The organism is Paracoccus onubensis (genome assembly GCF_003591515.1).
GTDB lineage: Bacteria > Pseudomonadota > Alphaproteobacteria > Rhodobacterales > Rhodobacteraceae > Paracoccus > Paracoccus onubensis.
Genome location: NZ_QZCG01000001.1, coordinates 431,664 through 449,916, shown reverse-complemented (window position 1 = coordinate 449,916; position 18,253 = coordinate 431,664). Strand labels below are relative to the sequence as shown.

At 58.2% G+C, this 18,253-nt stretch carries 17 protein-coding genes; 8 read left to right on the top strand and 9 right to left on the bottom strand.

Annotation, left to right across the window (positions count from 1 at the left end):
• Window positions 1–61 precede the first annotated feature (61 nt).
• The 5 genes from D3P04_RS02210 to D3P04_RS02185 all read left to right on the top strand — a co-directional run bounded on the left by D3P04_RS02210 (window position 62) and on the right by D3P04_RS02185 (window position 6,189).
• Window positions 62–967, top strand: a complete 906-nt coding sequence (locus D3P04_RS02210; RefSeq protein WP_182912705.1) for an alpha/beta hydrolase — start codon at window positions 62–64, stop codon at window positions 965–967.
• Window positions 968–1,568: 601 nt separating this feature from the next.
• Window positions 1,569–2,741, top strand: a complete 1,173-nt coding sequence (locus D3P04_RS02200) for a DegT/DnrJ/EryC1/StrS family aminotransferase (RefSeq protein ID WP_232844856.1) — start codon at window positions 1,569–1,571, stop codon at window positions 2,739–2,741.
• A gap of 14 nt (window positions 2,742–2,755) precedes the next feature.
• On the top strand, window positions 2,756–3,829 hold the full coding sequence (gene gmd, locus D3P04_RS02195) for a GDP-mannose 4,6-dehydratase (protein ID WP_119745428.1): 1,074 nt from the start codon (window positions 2,756–2,758) through the stop codon (window positions 3,827–3,829).
• Window positions 3,826–5,250, top strand: coding sequence for a mannose-1-phosphate guanylyltransferase/mannose-6-phosphate isomerase (locus D3P04_RS02190; protein WP_119745426.1), 1,425 nt, complete (start codon window positions 3,826–3,828; stop codon window positions 5,248–5,250). The genes gmd and D3P04_RS02190 overlap by 4 nt, the downstream gene beginning before the upstream one ends.
• 3 nt (window positions 5,251–5,253) lie before the next feature.
• The gene (locus D3P04_RS02185; protein WP_119745425.1) at window positions 5,254–6,189 is read left to right on the top strand and encodes an NAD-dependent epimerase/dehydratase family protein; all 936 of its coding nucleotides are present in this window, start codon (window positions 5,254–5,256) and stop codon (window positions 6,187–6,189) included.
• A 204-nt stretch (window positions 6,190–6,393) separates the two neighbouring features.
• Here the strand turns inward: D3P04_RS02185 and D3P04_RS02180 are convergent, their stop codons facing one another.
• The 4 genes from D3P04_RS02180 to D3P04_RS02165 form a co-directional block, all read right to left on the bottom strand.
• Window positions 6,394–8,376, bottom strand: a complete 1,983-nt coding sequence (locus tag D3P04_RS02180; RefSeq protein WP_119745423.1) for a tetratricopeptide repeat protein — start codon at window positions 8,374–8,376, stop codon at window positions 6,394–6,396.
• Window positions 8,377–8,540: 164 nt separating this feature from the next.
• Window positions 8,541–9,908 (bottom strand): sensor histidine kinase, encoded by a 1,368-nt coding sequence (locus D3P04_RS02175; RefSeq protein ID WP_119745421.1) that lies wholly within the window; start codon window positions 9,906–9,908, stop codon window positions 8,541–8,543.
• Complete coding sequence (locus tag D3P04_RS02170) at window positions 9,905–10,567, bottom strand: response regulator transcription factor (protein WP_119745419.1); 663 nt, start codon at window positions 10,565–10,567, stop codon at window positions 9,905–9,907. Before D3P04_RS02170 ends, D3P04_RS02175 begins: the two co-directional genes overlap by 4 nt.
• A 9-nt stretch (window positions 10,568–10,576) precedes the next feature.
• On the bottom strand, window positions 10,577–10,912 hold the full coding sequence (locus D3P04_RS02165; RefSeq protein ID WP_119745417.1) for a PepSY domain-containing protein: 336 nt from the start codon (window positions 10,910–10,912) through the stop codon (window positions 10,577–10,579).
• A gap of 118 nt (window positions 10,913–11,030) precedes the next feature.
• On the opposite strand from D3P04_RS02165, the gene D3P04_RS02160 reads away from it, so the two are divergent.
• The 3 genes from D3P04_RS02160 to D3P04_RS02150 are packed head-to-tail and all read left to right on the top strand — an operon-like array spanning window position 11,031 to window position 12,921.
• Complete coding sequence (locus D3P04_RS02160) at window positions 11,031–11,282, top strand: PepSY domain-containing protein (protein ID WP_119745415.1); 252 nt, start codon at window positions 11,031–11,033, stop codon at window positions 11,280–11,282.
• Window positions 11,283–11,312: 30 nt separating this feature from the next.
• Window positions 11,313–11,882 carry a transferrin-binding protein-like solute binding protein gene (locus D3P04_RS02155; protein ID WP_119745413.1) on the top strand — a complete coding sequence of 190 codons (570 nt, stop codon included), beginning with the start codon at window positions 11,313–11,315 and terminating at the stop codon, window positions 11,880–11,882.
• Between the two features lie 13 nt (window positions 11,883–11,895).
• Window positions 11,896–12,921 (top strand): hypothetical protein, encoded by a 1,026-nt coding sequence (locus D3P04_RS02150; protein ID WP_119745411.1) that lies wholly within the window; start codon window positions 11,896–11,898, stop codon window positions 12,919–12,921.
• Between the two features lie 93 nt (window positions 12,922–13,014).
• Here D3P04_RS02150 and D3P04_RS02145 read toward each other — a convergent pair whose 3' ends face one another.
• The 5 genes from D3P04_RS02145 to D3P04_RS02125 all read right to left on the bottom strand — a co-directional run bounded on the left by D3P04_RS02145 (window position 13,015) and on the right by D3P04_RS02125 (window position 18,204).
• A complete protein-coding gene (locus tag D3P04_RS02145) occupies window positions 13,015–14,355 on the bottom strand; it encodes an MmgE/PrpD family protein (protein ID WP_119745409.1) in 1,341 nt (446 codons plus the stop codon).
• 8 nt (window positions 14,356–14,363) lie between these two features.
• Complete coding sequence (locus tag D3P04_RS02140) at window positions 14,364–15,239, bottom strand: nitrilase-related carbon-nitrogen hydrolase (RefSeq protein WP_119745407.1); 876 nt, start codon at window positions 15,237–15,239, stop codon at window positions 14,364–14,366.
• Between the two features lie 176 nt (window positions 15,240–15,415).
• The gene (locus tag D3P04_RS02135) at window positions 15,416–16,300 is read right to left on the bottom strand and encodes a glycine betaine ABC transporter substrate-binding protein (RefSeq protein WP_119745405.1); all 885 of its coding nucleotides are present in this window, start codon (window positions 16,298–16,300) and stop codon (window positions 15,416–15,418) included.
• Window positions 16,301–16,336: 36 nt separating this feature from the next.
• Window positions 16,337–17,059: an ABC transporter permease gene (locus tag D3P04_RS02130; RefSeq protein ID WP_119745403.1), complete on the bottom strand. Its 723-nt coding sequence runs from the start codon at window positions 17,057–17,059 to the stop codon at window positions 16,337–16,339.
• Window positions 17,056–18,204 carry an ABC transporter ATP-binding protein gene (locus D3P04_RS02125; RefSeq protein WP_119745401.1) on the bottom strand — a complete coding sequence of 383 codons (1,149 nt, stop codon included), beginning with the start codon at window positions 18,202–18,204 and terminating at the stop codon, window positions 17,056–17,058. The genes D3P04_RS02130 and D3P04_RS02125 overlap by 4 nt, the downstream gene beginning before the upstream one ends.
• Window positions 18,205–18,253: the final 49 nt, after the last annotated feature.

Sequence of the window (18,253 nt, the reverse complement as noted above, 5' to 3'; positions counted from 1 at the left end):
GGATGGGCATGATCGGCGCCATGCTTTTGGATGCGGTTTCCCGGACAATAAGAGGTGCGACGTGATTGCAAAAAGCCGCCGTTCGCTGTTGGCGAGCATCCCCACCATCTGCCTTGCCGGGAAGCTTGCCGCACAGGGAAGCACGCGTCCGGATTTCACCGAAGCCCCGGAATACCGGATCTTCGACGCTCCGCCTGATACGCACATCCTGTCGCGACAGGACGTGACCGTAGACGGGTCCGGCTATCGTCTGTTCCTTGCCGTGCCCAAGGCCACGGCTCCGGCTGATGGCTGGCCGTCCCTCTGGATGCTTGACGGAAATGCGGTATTCGACCGGATCGGGGCGAGTGATCTGGTCAGCCAGCCCGGGCTGGCCGTTATCGGGATCGGCTATCCCGTCGATCAGATTTTCGATACCACGGCGCGGGCCCTGGACTACACGCCGGTCAGCCGGGTCCCGGATCCGGAAGCTGGCAGAGGCCGCGCCACCGGCGGAGCCGACAGCTTTCGCACGCGCCTGTTGGGTCCATTGCGCGATGCGGTGGAAAAGCGCGTTTCGATTGATCCGGCGCGGCGGGTGCTTTGGGGGCATTCCTATGGTGGCCTGTTTACGCTGCATTGCCTTTTGTCCGAACCGCATGCCTTTGCGGGCTGGGCGCCGACCAGCCCCTCAAGCGGTTTTGGCGGGAATGTCCTGCAGCACCTGTCTGCCGGCGCACCGCTGCTGGAGCCGGGAAAGATCGCTCCGGTTCACATCATGCTTGGCGATAGCGAATATCGGCGCGGCACCGAACCACCGGCCGTTCCGCAACCTTCGCCTGACACGATGGCGCTGGCGAAGCTGCTGGAGCAGCGCGAGGATCTGGATGTACGGGTCACTGTCCTGAAAGGATTGGGTCATGGCCAGACCTTTGCCGCATCCTTTCCGCAAGCGCTCGATCTGGCCGCGAACCTGCCGGGCAATTAAAGTACTGCGCCTGCCGGCGGTGTTTTCAACTGTAACGACATTGGCGACGAGGCGCCGGGCAGCCGGGCCGGCAGGGCAAGCCTATCCAAAGCACCCGGACCCCCGCCCTCACGCGGTTTCTGCAGCAACGCCGCATTGTTCCGGGCACACCATCCGCAAAATTTTTGTTAAGAATGATGCAATTAATGATGCAATTATCGTTTGATAGTCTTTTCCTCAGGGAGTAGACTTTGAGTCTCAATGGGCCGTCATGTGCCCATCGGCTCCGTCAGACTTGTATCAAGTGTTGTTTGTTTTCATGGAAAGGACCCGTTACACATGCCATTCTTATCACCCCCATATAGCTAAACAGAAATATCCGGCCCAGACGGCAGGTCAGCAATCGATGCGGGCCAACGCCGGCCCGTGACATGGCCAGGCGCGGATCATCATTCAATCCGCCGAATAGTGCCGCCGAATTCGCTCTGCTGGTATTCCGGTTTGAACCTGCGCTGCCGGGCTGTTCGGTCAGTGCGCATTCCTCCTTACCCGCCAGATAGTCAGCGATTCGCACGTCCGCGCTTCGGTAATTTCCTTGCATTTCCAAACAGGACAAAACCTGATGTTCTACCCGCTTGCCAGCTCGACCTGGGATGAAACGGAATACACGGCACTGCAGGAGGTGATCACCTCGGGACGGTTCACGATGGGCAGTCGGGTGCGGGCATATGAAGACGCTTTCGCCGCCCGGTTCGGCAAGAAATACGCGGTCATGACCTCTTCCGGATCGACAGCGAACCTTCTTGCCCTGGCTTCGGCCTTCTGGCATCCGGATCTGGGTTGGCGGCAGGGAGACGAGATCATCGTGCCCGCCGTAAGCTGGTCCACAACCTATTTCCCGATCACGCAAACCGGCCTGAAACTGCGTTTTGTTGATATCGATCCTGCAACACTGAACATCGATCTGAACAAGCTTGCCGATGCCATCACGCCGCATACGCGCGGGGTCTTTGCCGTCAACCTGCTTGGCAATCCCGTCCAGGCGGACCGGCTGCGGACCCTGTGCGCCAAGACAGGCATCCTGCTGTTCGAGGATAACTGCGAATCCATGGGCGCCCGCTACAATTCCGAAATGGCCGGCAGCTTTGGATTATTCGGCACATTCAGCAGCTTCTTTTCCCATCACATCTGCACGATGGAAGGCGGCATGGTCATCACTGACGACCGGAAGCTGCATGACACCATGATTTCGATGCGCGCGCATGGCTGGGTGCGCGATTTGCCCGAAGACACCCACCTGCCGCTTGATGAGGATCCGTTCCTGCGCCAGTTTCGCTTCGTCCTGCCCGGATACAACCTGCGCCCGCTGGAGATGGAAGGGGCGGTCGGCTTGCCGCAGCTTGCGAAATTACCCGGTTTCATCGCCGAACGCCGCAAAAATGCCGCGATATTCCAGCGGGATTTCGGCCAGCTCGATTTTCTCGATATACAACAGGAAACCGGCGAATCCTCGTGGTTCGGCTTCGCGATGATCCTGAAGGGGCGACTGGCAGGTCGGCGCGGTTCTCTGGTCGAGGCGCTGCGTGAGGCCGAAATCGAATGCCGCCCGATCGTTACCGGAAACTTCCTGAACAATCCGGTTATCTCGAAACTTGATCACAGTATCGGATCGGAAATCGTCGCGGCAGAGCGCGTCGACCGGGATGGGCTGTTCGTCGGCAATCACCATTACCCGATTGAACCGCAGATCACCCGATTGCGCGAAGTCGTTCAATCTGTTGCAGACCGTTTTTAACAGGGGCATTTTACATGGCGAAAACTGCGCTCATCACCGGCATCACCGGACAGGACGGCGCCTATCTGGCAGAACTTCTGTTATCCAAGGGCTATGATGTCCACGGCATCAAGCGCCGTTCTTCCAGCTTCAATACCGGCCGTATCGATCATTTGCAGATCGACACGCACAGGCAGGGGAATTTCCACCTTCATTACGGTGACATGACCGATTCCACCGCGGTGATCCGCACCATCGCAGAGGTTCAGCCTGACGAAATCTATAATCTGGCCGCGCAAAGTCACGTCAAGGTCAGCTTTGAAATGCCGGAATATACCGCGAATGCCGATGCGGTTGGCACGCTGCGCATCCTTGAGGCGATCCGGTTGCTGAACCTGTCCGACAGGACCCGGTTTTACCAGGCTTCGACTTCCGAGCTCTACGGCAAGGTCCAGGAGGTGCCGCAACGCGAAATCACACCCTTCTATCCCCGCTCTCCATATGCGGCGGCCAAGCTTTACGCTTACTGGATTACGGTCAATTATCGTGAAGGTTACGGGATGTTCGCCTGCAACGGCATTCTTTTCAATCACGAAAGCCCGATTCGCGGCGAAACCTTTGTTACCCGCAAGATCACCCGTGCCGTCGCAGCAATCACGCTGGGGTTGCAGGACCGGTTGTTTCTTGGCAATCTCGATGCCCAACGCGACTGGGGGCATGCCCGCGATTATGTAGAAGGAATGTGGCGCATTCTGCAGCATGATACACCCGAGGATTTCGTACTGGCTACAGGCGAGATGCACAGCGTCCGCGAATTCTGCGAGCTTGCCTTTGCAGAGATCGGAACCACGATCGAATGGCGTGGCGAGGGTGTCGAGGAAAAGGGCTATGCCGCCGGAACCGACCGCTGCCTGATCGAGATCGATCCGGTTTATTTCCGGCCGACCGAGGTGGAGCAGTTGCTTGGCGATCCGACGAAGGCACGCGAAAAACTGAACTGGAGCCATGAGACAAGCTTTCCACAGCTTGTCAGAGAAATGGTTGCCGAGGACAGGCGCCTGCTGGAAACCGAACGCCTGGCCCGTCGCGCTTACGGGGTCGCAGAATGACGATTACTCCGATCCTGCTCTCTGGTGGTAACGGTACAAGACTTTGGCCGGCGTCGCGCAAATCCTTCCCCAAGCAATTCGCGCCGCTGATCGGCAAGCATACGTTATTTCAGGCGTCTGCGCTGCGCCTGTCGGGCAGCGAATTCGGCGCCCCTGTGGTGATGACTGGCGCGGAGTTCCGCTTTATCGTGGCCGAACAGCTTTCCGAAATCGGCATCGATCCTGCTGCGGTCCTGATTGAGCCATCGGCGCGCAACACCGCCCCTGCTATCCTGGCTGCGGCACTCTATCTTGCGGCGAAAGATCCCGAAGCACTGATGCTGGTTGCGCCATCCGATCATGTCGTCCCCGACAGTGAAGCATTCGCGCGGGTCGTTCATCAAGGCGTCCCGATCGCGCGGCAAGGGCGCATCGTCACCTTTGGCATCCAACCCAGCCATCCCGAAACCGGTTATGGTTATCTTGAACTGGACGGCACGCCTTCCGACAATGTGTCCGCCTTGCGCCGTTTCGTCGAGAAACCGGACGAAAAGACCGCCGCCGACATGATAGCGGCAGGCAATTTCCTTTGGAATGCCGGTATTTTCCTGTTCGAAGCCCGAACCATGATCCTGGCCTTCGAAACATATGCGCCGGAATTTCTGGAGCCGGTACGCGCGGCACTGAAAGAGTCGCAATGCGATCTTGGCTTTCTGCGACTGGCAGCCGATCCGTGGAAGAAGCTGCCCGATCTCTCGATCGATTACGCCATCATGGAAAACGCTTCCAATCTGAGCGTCGTCCGCTTTGCGGAACATTGGTCCGACCTGGGCGGTTGGGACGCAATCTGGCGCGAGGCCCAAAAGGACAAGCCCGCCATCCGCGGCGTGGTGACCGATGCCCGGTCGACGGCGATAGATTGCGACAATGTTCTGTTACGTTCCGAAGAGGAAGGGATGGAACTCGTCGGGATCGGCGTCAGGGATCTGATCGTGGTAGCCACCGGCGACGCGGTTCTTGTTGCGGATATGAACCGCGCACAGGATGTCCGAGAAGCGGTTGGCGCACTCAAGGAAAAGAATGCGCGGCAGGCCGAAAGCTTTCCACGCGATCACCGGCCCTGGGGCTGGTACGAAACGCTGGCACTCGCCGAACGATTTCAGGTCAAGCGCATCGTCGTCAAACCCGGCGCGGCCTTGTCATTGCAATCCCATTTTCACAGGTCGGAACATTGGGTCGTGGTCAGCGGCACGGCACGCGTGACGATAGACGATACGGTAACGCTCGTTACAGAAAATCAGTCGATTTATGTCCCGGTCGGCAGCGTTCATCGAATGGAGAATCCCGGCAAGGTTCCGATGGTGCTTATTGAAGTCCAGACCGGAGCTTATTTGGCAGAAGACGATATCATCCGTTACGAAGATGTATATGCGAGGACGTAAACCATGCGCGTCCTGCTGACCGGCGGCACAGGCATGCTGGGGCGTGCCCTGCAACGCATCCAGCCGCAACACGCACCCGCAATAAGGTTGTTCACGCCGACCCGCGACGAATTGCCGTTGACCGACCGCTCTGCCGTCGTCAGTTGGTTAAACATGAACCCGGTCGATGCAGTCATTCATGCCGCTGCCCGCGTCGGCGGCATACAGGCAAATATGAACGATCCCGTTGGATATCTGTCTGAAAACCTGCGGATAAATGATGCGGTCATCATGGGCGCATATGAGGCGGGGGTTGAACGGCTGATATTTCTTGGCTCTTCCTGCATGTATCCAAAGGATTATCGCCAGCCATTGGTCGAACAGGACATACTGGCCGCGCCACTGGAGCCGACAAATGAAGGATACGCCCTTTCGAAGATAGCTGCTGCGCGACTTTGCGGCTATGTCTCGCGTCAATATCCCTCGCGGGCCTTTCGGACACTGGTTCCGTGCAATCTTTTCGGAATCGAGGACCATTTCGGCTCGATCGCATCCCATCTGATCGCTGCCATCGTGACCAAGGTCATTGACGCGCGCGATGACGGTCACATTGAGGTCGAAATCTGGGGAAGCGGCAATGCGCGCCGGGAATTCCTGTTCGTGGACGATTTCGCGCGCTTTATAATGGACATTCTGCCGCGCCTTGAAACACTGCCCGATCTTCTCAATATCGGGATGGACCGCGACCATTCGGTAACAGAGTATTACCGGATGATCGCGCAGATCGCAGGATGGCAAGGGCGATTCACCCATGATCTCACCCGGCCAGAGGGGATGATGGCCAAGCTTATGTCCTCGTCACGCGCCCGCGAATATGGCTGGACTCCGCCCAAAGATCTTGCGTCGGCCTTGCGCCTCACGATCGCGGCGTATGAACGGCAAAAGGCGCAGGGCGCATGATTACACGCAGATAGCGGGGTCGACCCGGAGCGTGTCGCGCCTGCCGGATTCGCTTCCCCTTCTTCACTCAAATATCCCGGGGATTGCCAGCGGGTCGCGCTACCGGTTCAGGAGACCTGCCAGAGACGCGGCAGCGCCCTCGGTCTTCATCGGCATCCATAAATTCGGGACCTGCCTTTTGCCGATCATCCTGGCAAACACACATCATGATGTCTTTCTCATCTTGTGAATTTGTTTCTTGGCAAGATCCGTGACCTTTGATCCGGGCCATATTTCCTGCGCCATATCCGTATGCTTCTTAGCCAGATTAAACTGACCGGAGCGCGCATAGCCAAGCGCACAAGAAAGCTGCAGCCCATGACAATCCGGAGCAAGCTCCACAGCTTCCTTCAGATATGTCAATGCATTCGCGTCATGGCCGATGCGATAATGAAGATCTGCCTGACGCTTCAGGTTCATCGGAGTGACTTCATTCCGAAGTAGAGCGTTTAAAAGATCTAGTGCTTTCTTGTAGCGACCGAATAACGACAAGCTCGACGCCATGCGGCCAAGCTGTAATTGCTGCAAACTATCTGCCGGGGCCTGTCCGGTCGACAGGGTATTTTTCAGAAGTGCATTCATTTCCGGACCAAATGCGTCAAGGCGCGGGTGCAGTGACGGCGTCGTACTTATTTCTCGTCGCCCGCGGTTTCCATTAATCAGATCAATCCAATCTGTCATGATGGGCCAAAGCGGCGTCAGTTTCACCTCTTTTTCTTGTGAAACAGCCTGCAATATTGATCTTTCCCCTGAAACTTTTTCGGCAAGCATTTCCAATCCGCTGGGGTTCACAAGAAATGCCGTGCAGAACATTGCATTCCCCAGATAATCCGTTGTTATGTTCTTAAGCAGATATGATGCAGATGTTTCATTGGAATAATCAAAAATGGCGGCACAGTAATCTTCCAATACCGCCAGTGAATCAGGTTTCCGCCATTTCCGCGCTGCCAGATTTACGATTTTCGCCGCGATCTTATCGCGTTTCCAGATACCTTCTGCTGTGAAGGATTTCTTCGAGAAATCAAGTGCTGCATCGCCATTTCCCGAAGCGATGGCCAATTCTGAAACCAGGCGCAACAGGAACGGGTGACGAGAAAATATGCTTCCGTCAAGCTTCATCATCGAATCAAGAAGTGGTTTGGTACGTTTCGTAACCATCGCGTGACGCGCCGCAAATTGCAGCGACTGGGCAAGGTCACCGGGTACGAAAAAGCTTTCCGGTTTATCGATCGCTCTGTTCAACAGCCTGTCATGGGCATCTTCAAGATGCCGATGACCCAGCCCCCGGGGCAGTGGAGTAATAGGATTTCCTGAAATCAGGCTTGCCGCTGTCGAAAATGCGCTTTGCACCGGGGCATAGATTTTCGCGGCATGGGACAGCACCAGCAATTCCAGCAAATCTCGCTGTGATCGCGAACATTTCTTCAGATCGAGCGCATCATAAATAGGGGTAATCCGTTCAGCACCGGGTTGTGTGCGGCGCAGATGCTCAAGCGCCTCCGGAGTATCGGTAAAGGCGACGATCGGACCTTCAACCTGCTTGACGGCTGCGGCATAAAATTCATCAGGAACATATTTCCGTGGCCAGCGAGTCAGCGACCAGGGGTCGCCATCCAGAATATCTCCGCGCCGAACATGAAACGCCGTCAGAGAATCATCCGCCCCTATGCGGGACATTGCTTTTTTGAAACGCGAACTGATGAATTTCGAGAATTCTATTTCGGAAAAGGCAGCGCGAAAATCTACCGCTGTCGCGTTTGGATTTTCATCCATCAAGTACAATATATCAGCGCCGTTTTCGGTCCAGAAACGGTCTCCCCGCTTCATCTTGCTCAGTACATTCGTTTTATTTATTTTCTTGAATTCGATTGAACAATTATGCCTGTCATCCAGATCAGAGGGAATGGTTGAAACGACCCGGATCCATCTTGCGACAAATTCTTCCGAAAACATCTCTGTCGGATCGGTGAGATCGGGATATGGCCCATCGGGCTGACTGAGCCAAAGATATCGCCCATCAACATCCAGGGCCCTCGATACGCGAATGACATTCGCCAATGTTACCAATCTGGCACCCAACCGGTCCTGACGGAATCCGATCAGAAGCAGCGGGTCTTCGCGCCCGGCATCAGCGTTTGAATCTTTCATTCTGAATTCTCACATACACCGCGTTACAACATAACCTGAGCGTGAAATCCGTGACCTGATTTCAGCACAACATCGGGATGGTATGTCACATAACCACTAACAAGTCTCCAGAAAATCCAGACGGGCCGTCTTCCCTGCCTCACCGATTGACTCCCGGTGTGGAATTAAGGCCGATGGCGATGAACGGCGCTTTTCAAAGGAATGTCGTCGGCCTTGGCAAAGGTCACTTTCACGCAAAACCCGTCATCGCGGTTTTCCAATGCCAGCGTGCCGCCATTCGCGTCCACGATTTCCTGCGCAAGAGCAAGGCCCAGCCCGGTGCCCTCCGGGTCCTGCAACAGACGGACACCGCGCCGGGTCACCGTGTTCAGTTGCCCCTCGGGAATGCCCGCGCCATCATCCCGGATGCAGACCGAAAGCGTAGCGGTATCGGCCTCGGTCCAGATATGCACCCGACTGCGCGCATGACGCATGGCATTCTCTGCCAGACTTCCGATAATCTCGGTCAGATCATGGGGATCGACCCGGATGTCCTGTGGCGCGACCTCCTGCCCGATCGTGATTTCGCTCCCCCGCGCCGTGCGCCGCAATACCGCCGCGACCTTGCGAACGACCACAACAGGATTGCTGATGCCCTTGCCACTAATCCTCTCACGCCCCAATTCGTGATCGATCCGGCTTTGGATCATCTCCACGATCTCTTCGATCGCATCGGCAGCCTTCCCCTGCCCGGCGTCACGCAACCGGCCGGTTTCGCCGAACAATGCCTGCAGGGGTGTTTTCAGGGTATGCGCAAGGTCGGAGGATCGGTTGCGCGCCTTTTCAATCCGTGCCTCCCGATCGTCGAGAAGCCGGTTGACCGCTTCCGCAAGGGGGCGCACCTCATCCGGCATATCCTGCCCCAGCCTTGGCAGGCGACCCGCATTCAGATCATCGATCCGGCTTCCGATCTGACGAAACGGGCGCAATCCGACCGCCACCTGCAGGACCGACGCACCGACCAGCACCAATCCCAGCACGATGAGGAAAGGGACAAGGCTGCGCGCGAATAGCCCCTGTGCCTCAACCTGCGTGGCGCGGTTGACGGCGACCGAGACTCGGGTTTCAACCTCGTCGGGGCCCAGAAGAAGGGTCTGGTCAAGGATGATCAGCTCTTGCCCGTCAGGACCGGGGCCGGTCGTCACCCGGCTTTCGCCGCGGGGCGGTGCGGCGGCAAGAGGCAATGTCGCATCCCAAAGCGACTCGGAGCGATAGGTGCGATCAGCCACCCGGATACGCCAGTAAAACCCCGAATAGGGTTGCAGATACCTGGGGTCACCGCCGATAGTGCCTGCCGGTTCGCGCAGTGGCGCATTCGGATCCAGCCCGGACATCAGCGTGATCGCGCGATCGGCAAGTTCGTTCTCTGCCATTCGCCTGAGTTGATGGCTGAACATGGTCGCAAGCGCCAGCCCGGCAAGGATCAAAGCGACAGAGATCATCAATGCCGCGGCCAATGTCAGCCGCCGCCGAATGGAATGGTTGCGCCTCACCTAGTCTGTTCCAGATAATAGCCGAAGCCGCGCCGGGTGCCGATGATCCCCGGCCCAGTCTTTCGCCGAAGACGCGCCACGATAGCCTCTACCGCATTCACATCGCGGCTGTCATCATCTCCGTAGAGATGTTCAAGCAGTTCCGTCGGCGGCACCACGCGGGCGGTATTATATACCAGATAGGCAAGCAGCCGGAATTCCAGCGGTGTAATGCCTAACAGCCGCCCCGCAACGGAAACGCTTTGGCGGTTCGTGTCGATGACAAGCTCTCCTGCCTGCTGGATCGGGTTCATCCGCCCCGAGGCGCGCCGGACCAGTGCGCGGGCGCGGGCGACAAGCTCTTCCATGCGGAAGGGCTTGGGCAGGTAATCGTCGGCGCCTGCATCGATTCCCTCGACCCGGTCGTTCCAGTCACCACGGGCGGTCAGGATCAGGATCGGCATATTGTGCCCCTCTGCCCGCCACCGTTTAAGAACCGTCATCCCGTCAAGCAGCGGCAATCCAAGATCCAGAACGACCAGATCATAATCCTCGGTGCCCCCGGCGAACCATGCCGTTTCACCGTCCGCAAGCCGCTCGGTGCGAAACCCGGACGCGTTAAGCGCCGCCGCCATATCCGCCGCGATTCTGTCGTCGTCCTCGACGATCAAACAGCGCATTTTACCCTCTTACTCATTATCTTCCTCTTCAACCTCCAGAACGCGTCCCGTCGCGGCCTCGATCTCGATTTCATTCAATCGGCCGTCGGGACTGAGGATGTCGAATTCATAGATCAGTATCCCGTCCTCGAGTTCCAGCTGAATCTCGACGATTTCTCCCGGAAAATCCTTGCGCAGGATATCGAGTATCCGGTCAAGCGAAAGGATTTCGCCGCGCAGCACAGCAGCGCGGGCCTCTCCGGCATCAAGGCCGTCTTCCATCTGAATGGAAGGCAAGCCCTGCGCCGCCGCCACCGCTGGCAAAAGGAAGAGCAGGCAAAGCAGGATGATCCGGTGTCTGGACATGGAAAATCTTACCCCGGTGTCGCTGACAAACCGCTGACAGCCGGTGTCAGCGCCGCGTCAGGGCCAATGGCTATATTACTCCCTGTAGTCAGGAAGACACGTACCAAAAGGAAAAAATATGAAATATCTTGCCCTTACCTTACTTGCGCTTGGCGCTGCCGCTTCCAGCCCGGCCATTGCGCAACAAAAGCCGCTTCGCCCGTTATCGGAAACCGTGCTGTCCTTTGAAAAGCGCGGCTATGTCGTGACTAGTGCCGAAGATGATGGCCGGACCCATGAAATCGAGGCCATCGCACCCGACAACCGCCGCATCGAAGCCGTGATCGAGGCCGCGACCGGCGAGGTGTTGGAAGAGCGCCCAGATAACTGACCCATCAATAAAATCAAAGGAGCTGTCATAATGAAGATCAAGAGTACTGCCATGTTTGGTGTTTTGTCTGTGCTTGCGGCATGTAGTGGCGGTAGCGACGGCGGGGACAACCCGGTTGCGGAATATGCCTCTGATTCTGACCGCGCCGCCAGACTCGTTGCGGAAACCTCGGCCAGCAGCAGCACTGGTGTCGCCAGTATGCCGACGCGGGGACGCGCGGAATATGACGGCATCGTCGGCATGGCATTCGGGGGCCAGCCCGCCTCACTCAGCGAGGCCGAGATGATCGGCGAAGTGGATATGAACGCCAATTTCGCGACGAACCGGATCACGGGAGAGTTGGACGATTTCAATACGCGCTCGGGCGAAAGAATTCGCGGAGAACTGCGGATGGCGAATGGTCGGATCAACGGCTCTGGCTTTTCCAGCGACATCTCGGGCCAGCTGAGCGGCGGTTCCAGAAGCCCGGGGAATGTTTCGGGCAATATCTCGGGTGATTTCCTTGGCGAGAACGCCGCTTCCATCACTGGGCGGGGTTCGGCGACAAGCGATGGCGGCCGGCTGGGCCTGAGCATTGTGGGCAGACGGGATCGTGATTGACCATAAAATATCAATGCGCCGGTTGCTCGGCGCATTGATACTGATTTTCGGTTTCGCCGATCCGGCCGCAGCGCAGGATCTGCGCCTGCCGCTTCAACAGGGCAAACCGGATCTGGCGCTGTTCGTGCTTGAGCGGACAGAGACGCAAATCTCCGAGGCCGGTTGGCAGCTCTTGCATCTTCAGGGTTTCCTGCATCAGCGCGGGGGCGCGGCGCTGCAACCATTGACGTCCGGCCAGAATCTGGTGCCGACCCTGCGCCACGAAGCGAATGTAAATGACGGCATCCCTTCGGATCATATCACACTGGGCGGGCTACGCTTTCGGGTGGATAAGGACTCACGCGCCAAAGGGGCCCTGCTGCCAGGGTTGCGATACACGCAATGGACCAATTATTCCTATGCACCCGGGGCACGGCTGCGCATCGCGCAATCCTACGCCGTGGAACCGGAACCCGTCTATGGCTATCATCAGGCCGCCGCGACGGCCCATATCTGCGCCGAGCAGCCTGTTGCCGACTGGACATGGATGGACGCCTGCCTGTCCGGCAGCGCGACCTATGACGGCATCAAGACGGAATACTCGCTGGACAGCCGTCTGACAGCACGCCGGATTTTCGACACCGCTTTCGGCGCCCAGCAGGCCAGCTTCACGGTCGGACGGCTGACAACAGAGGATTACGGCAAGGCAATACTGCAATTCGATACGGCTCTTCTGACCGAAGATCATGGGATGTGGAGTCTTGGACTGACATGGGGCGAACGGGTCACGGGTGAAAACACCTTGCGCCAGGGTATCAGCCTTGAATGGTCGGGCACGCTGATGGAACGTGACCTTACCCTGGGTCTAAGCGAAATCCGCACGGATGGCGGCGCGTTGTTCGGCATCGCCCGCGAAGACCGAAGAACGCGGCTCAGCGTGGTTGTGCCAATGCGCAAATTCGATATCGGCGCCTATATCGATCGCAAACGCTCGACGATCGACGCATATCGTGGCACGTCCTTCGGAATGGATATCCGGTTCCGGATGAATTTGCTGTGACGGCGCGATGTGCGGGCCAAAGCGATCACGGAGCGCGCAGGCGCCGGCTTGGTCGCATCGACGGTCTCGGCCGCAAAGACTAACCCGCGCTGCTCATCCCCGCAACGCAACCGATCCGCCCAGAAGTCCGAAGAACCGGCCAGTTCCGGCGCCACTGCCAAGCCGCGATACGGCGTCCTCCAGTTCGGCACTCGTCGCAGCGCCCAGCACCGGCGTGGCATAGCGCTGGAATTTATCCCGGACAGTCGTACATGTGACCGGAGCATCCGGATCACCGGGGGCTTCGGTGGGACCCGACCGAACGACGCGGCCATCAGCCAGCTCCAGCCGCAGATCGGCAAAACGCCGGGCAGGAAACGCGGCATTGAACTCGGGGCTTTCCCGTATAACCATATTGCTGGCCAGACGTCGAATTTCGGGATTCATGCGATCCTGCCCGTCGACGTCGCCCGGCTCGATCCGGCCATGTACCAAGGCGACGGCAGTCGGAAAGGCGGTGGAATACTGGGCCTGTTCCGTGGTTGCCGGCTCGCGGCAGGCCAGACGAAGCGACTGATGGAAAGTGGTGATTTGGATCCTGCGGATCTGTTCGGAGCGCAGGGCATATGTATCGCGCAGCATCAGTGCCGCCTGTACGGCGGGCTGTGCCCATCGGCAGATCGGCCAGTGTTTGAAATATTGTTCGCGGATACGCCAATTGCTGCCCAGAGCCGACCAGAGATCGGACAGGTCATCGGCTTCGACCGTAAGCGCGGGTGCCCCGGTAAAGCCGTCAGCCGCCAGATAGGCCGCCGATACCCCCGTCATGGCGCCCCAGCCCGAACCGTCCTTGACCATTGTCGGATGATCTATGCAGCGCATCATCTGACTGCGGGGGCCGTGATATTCGGCAATGCCGATCGCCTCGCGCGTGCGGCGGCTGTCCAGTCCCAACAACCGCGCCCCAATTGCCGCGCAGGCAATGGCCACCCATGCGCCAGAGCTGTGATAGTCGCAGGCGCTGCGATGCAGGGCGATGCCGGCGCGGGTCCCGATCTCATATCCCAGCACCAGCGCGGTCAGGAAGGCGCGGTCATCGGTGACGGCTTCGGCCTGAGCGATGGCAAGCAAGGCCGGGAACAGGCCGCAACCGACATGGCCCTTGGTCAGCTTGTGGCCGTCATGCGCATCCATCGCATCTATCGTCATCCCGCCCGCCAAAGCCGCGCCCGCAGGACTGACCCGGCGGCCATCCAGCAGCATGATCGCGGATTTCCGTCCCGGCGCGAAATGTTCCGCAGCATGGTCGCGGATAATACGCGACAATGCGGTCTGACTGCCTGCCGCCGCGACGCCGATCAGATCCAGCAGGGCGTGACGGGCCAGCATCAGGACCTCGTCCGGCAGATCTTCGGCATGGGTATCGTGAAGGAAATCGGCAAAAGCCAGTGTCATGATCGGCCTCAGTCGCGCAGAAAATCAGGCACACCCAGAGTGCCAAGCAAGCGCGCCGTCTCGTTATGGACCAAGGCGATATTGCTGTCGCGCAAGGTCGGCAGTTGATGCCGCGCACGGCGAAGCTGGTCATAGTCGAGTGTGGCGGTAATCAGTTCTTCTTCCGCTCCGGCCACGGCCAGCTCCCGCCCGAAAGGATCGACGATGCGCGAGCCGCCCCAGAAGGTCAGATCACGCTCTGTCCCGGTCCGGTTCACCATGATCACCGGAGCGCCGTAGATCATCGCATAGAACCGGCAGGTCAGTGCCCAGCCACCCGGATTGTCGAATTCCGCGCCCACAGCCTCGATCCCGGAACTGACCGGGCAGATCAGCATGGTTGCGCCATGCTGAAAGGCCAGATGGGTCAGGGCGGGATTCCAGACATCGGCGCAGATCAGCAGCCCGGCGCGCCAGTTTTCGTCAAGCGCCCATGTCTCGACAAAACGCCCCGAGGCATAATGCTTGCCTTCCTCAAGCTTGCCGTAATTTGGGATATTCACCTTGCGGTGCAGGTGAACAAGCTTGCCGTCCCTGAGGATGGCGGAAGAGTTATAGAACTGCGCGGCCGGGCCTTCTTCGATGAAACCCAGGGCCAAAGCCATCGGCCCCGCAGCCTCGGCCAGCTTTCCCAGGCGGGGATCCTTGCGCGACATTGCGGTCTCAAGCAGGCATTCGGTGCCGTGATGACCATTCAGCGACAATTCGGGCAGAACCAGCAGATCCAGCCCGGCGGCGCAACCCTGCGCAATCCAGTCCAGATGCAATGCGATACCGGCATCGATATCGCCGATCACACTGGCAAATTGTGCAGCGCCGACGGATAGGGTGGTACGGTTACTCATGACCGGGGCCTTTTGGCGTTACAGCATTCCGACATTTCGCTGAAACATCGGCATGCTGCAATTCTTCGTTTTCATGCTTTTCCGGACACAAGAACAATACCGGCATTTACCGAGAATGCTTCAGGGCCGAGGGGGAAGACGGAAAGGCAGGGATACCGCCTTTCCGGTTTTTGAAGTCAGATCAGACCGTTATCCTTGAGGAACTTTGCCGCGGCATTCTCGATCGAAACCTTTTCGACATCGACGCTGGCGTTCAGCTGCGCCATGACCTCGTCGTTCAGCTTGGCCGAAACCTCGTTCAGCACCTCGCCGATATCGGGATTGGCCTCCAACACCTCGTCACGGATCACCGGCACAAGGGCGTAGCTGGGAAAATAGCCCTGATCGTCCTGAAGCATAGTGAAGTTGAAGGCGGGGATGCGGCCATCAGTGGCGAAAACCAGTCCGACATCGACCTGTCCATCATTAAGCGCCTGATAGACCAGCCCGGTATCCATGCGCTTGACATTGGCGCGGCCGAATTCAAAGCCATATGCCTCTTCAAGCGGTTTCAACCCATCCGAACGGGCATAAAACTCGGCATTCGAGGCAAAGGTCAGTCCGGATCCATCATTGATCGACTTGGCCAGATCGGAAATCGTGGCAATGCCCTTTTCGGTGGCGTCATCGGCGCGCATCGCGAACCCATAGGTATTATTGGCCTCGGACGGATTCAGCCAGACGATGCCTTTCTCGGCATCAAGCTCCTTCACCTTTTCATAGGTCGCCTCGGGATCAAGCTTTTCCTCGATCTTGTTATAGGTGATCAGCGACGTGCCGGTATATTCCCAGTAAACGTCGATCTGCTTGTTCTCCATCGCCTGCCGCACGGCAGCCGAGCCCATGCCGGAACGGTTATCGACCTTGTGTCCCTTGGCCTCCAGAACCTGCTGGGTAATGGCCGATAAAAGCTGCTGTTCGGTAAAGTTTTTACCACCCACAACGATGTCCGCCGCCTGAGCACTGAACGCGAATGCGGTCAGGGCAATCCCGGTCAAAGCGGATTTGATGCTGATATTCATCTTATTCTCCCTTGTTTTTGCTGGATTATATCTTGCTTAACGAAGCGGGTTCACGCCTTTCGGAATCAGCCGCAACTGGGCCTGCCCCATCAGGAAATCGACGGCGACGGCAAGGGCCGCGGTCGGAATGGCCCCGGCCAGCAGCATGCCCGTATCCATCAGGTCGATACCGGTAAAGATCAGCTCTCCCAGCCCGCCGCCGCCGATCAGAAACGCCAGCGGCGTCGTGCCGACATTGATCGCCAGGGCCGTGCGGATACCCGAAAAGATCACATAAAGCGCATTCGGCAACTCGACCCGCCACAGGATTTGCTGCCGGGTCATGCCCATGCCGGTTGCCGCCTCCTTCAGATGCGCAGGCACGGTCAGAAGTCCGGCATAGGTATTGCGGATGATCGGCAGCAGTGACGCAACGAACAATCCGAAAAATGCCGGAGGAAATCCGATGCCAAGAATCGTCATCGACAAGGCGACGACGGCCAGCGTCGGGATTGTGGTGCCAACGTTGAAAATCTGCATGATCGATTCGGCATATTTCTCCATCGACGGGCGCGACAACAACACGCCGACCGGCACCCCGATCAGGATTGCCGCAAAGCCGGATGAACAGACCAGAACCAGATGCTGTTTGGTCAGATAAACGATATCATCCCAATACATGGCAATCGACTCGGTCAGGCCCGAGGCCGACACCCATATCCCAAGCGCAAAGACCAGAAAGAACGAGGCGATGCGTCCCATGCCCAGAGATTGTGTCATGGCGCCCCCGGATCATGCGCGGCATCCGGCGCAGAGGCATAGGTCGCGCGCAGCGCCGTTGTCACATCCGGCTGCGAAATCACCCCGGCATAACGGCCGTTGTCATCGGTACAGGCCAGCCACATGGTATCATGCGCAAACATTTCGGACACCACGGCGCGCAGATCGGCACGGATCGGAACCGTTGCGGGCAGCCTGTTCGCCAATTCGCGAACCGTACCGGACGCTCCGCGCATTTCATCCGCGGTGATAAAGCCAACGGGACGGTTTTCGCCGTCGATCACGACCGCAAAACGGGCTTTGGATGCGGCCAGAACCTGCCGGGCGTCCTCGACCTTGGTCGAACGCGAGGTGATCGGGGCGTTCCGGTCGGCGACCTCTTCGGCGGTCAGCAGGCGCAGGCGCTTCAGGGTGCGGTCGGTGCCCACGAAATCCGCGACAAAGGCATTTTCGGGATGCGCCAGGATCTGGTCGGGCGAGGCATATTGCTCGATCTTTCCGGCCCGGAAAATGGCGATCTTGTCACCCATTTTCACCGCTTCATCTATGTCGTGACTGACAAACATGATGGTCTTTTTCAGCTCGGACTGCATCTTCAGGAATTCATCCTGAATGATCTCGCGGTTGATCGGATCGATGGCCCCGAAAGGCTCATCCATCAGCATCACCGGCGGATCGGCAGCCAATGCCCTGATCACGCCGACGCGCTGCTGCTGGCCGCCCGACAATTCCTTCGGGTACCGCTTGAGATACTGGCGGGCATCAAGACCGACCAGGTCAAGCAGCTCTGCGGCGCGGGTCTTGGCCCTTTTGATGTCCCATTGCAGCAACCGGGGCACGACGCAGATGTTTTCCTCGATGGTCATGTTCGGAAACAGGCCGATCTGCTGGATGACATAGCCGATATTGCGGCGCAGCTCGATATCGTTGAGCTGTGACGTATCCTTGCCGCCAATGAAAATCTTTCCGCTGGTGGGCGGGATCAGCCGGTTGATCATTTTCAGCGCGGTGGTTTTGCCGCAGCCTGATGGCCCCAGCAGAATGCAGATCTCGCCTTCCGGAACTTCCATGTTCACGCGGTCGGCGGCAACGATATCGCCGCTGGGCGTTCTGAAAATCTTGGTCAGGTCTTCAAGGCGGATCATGCTGATACCCCGGCCGTCACAAAAGAAACGCGCCCTTTGAAACCCCGGG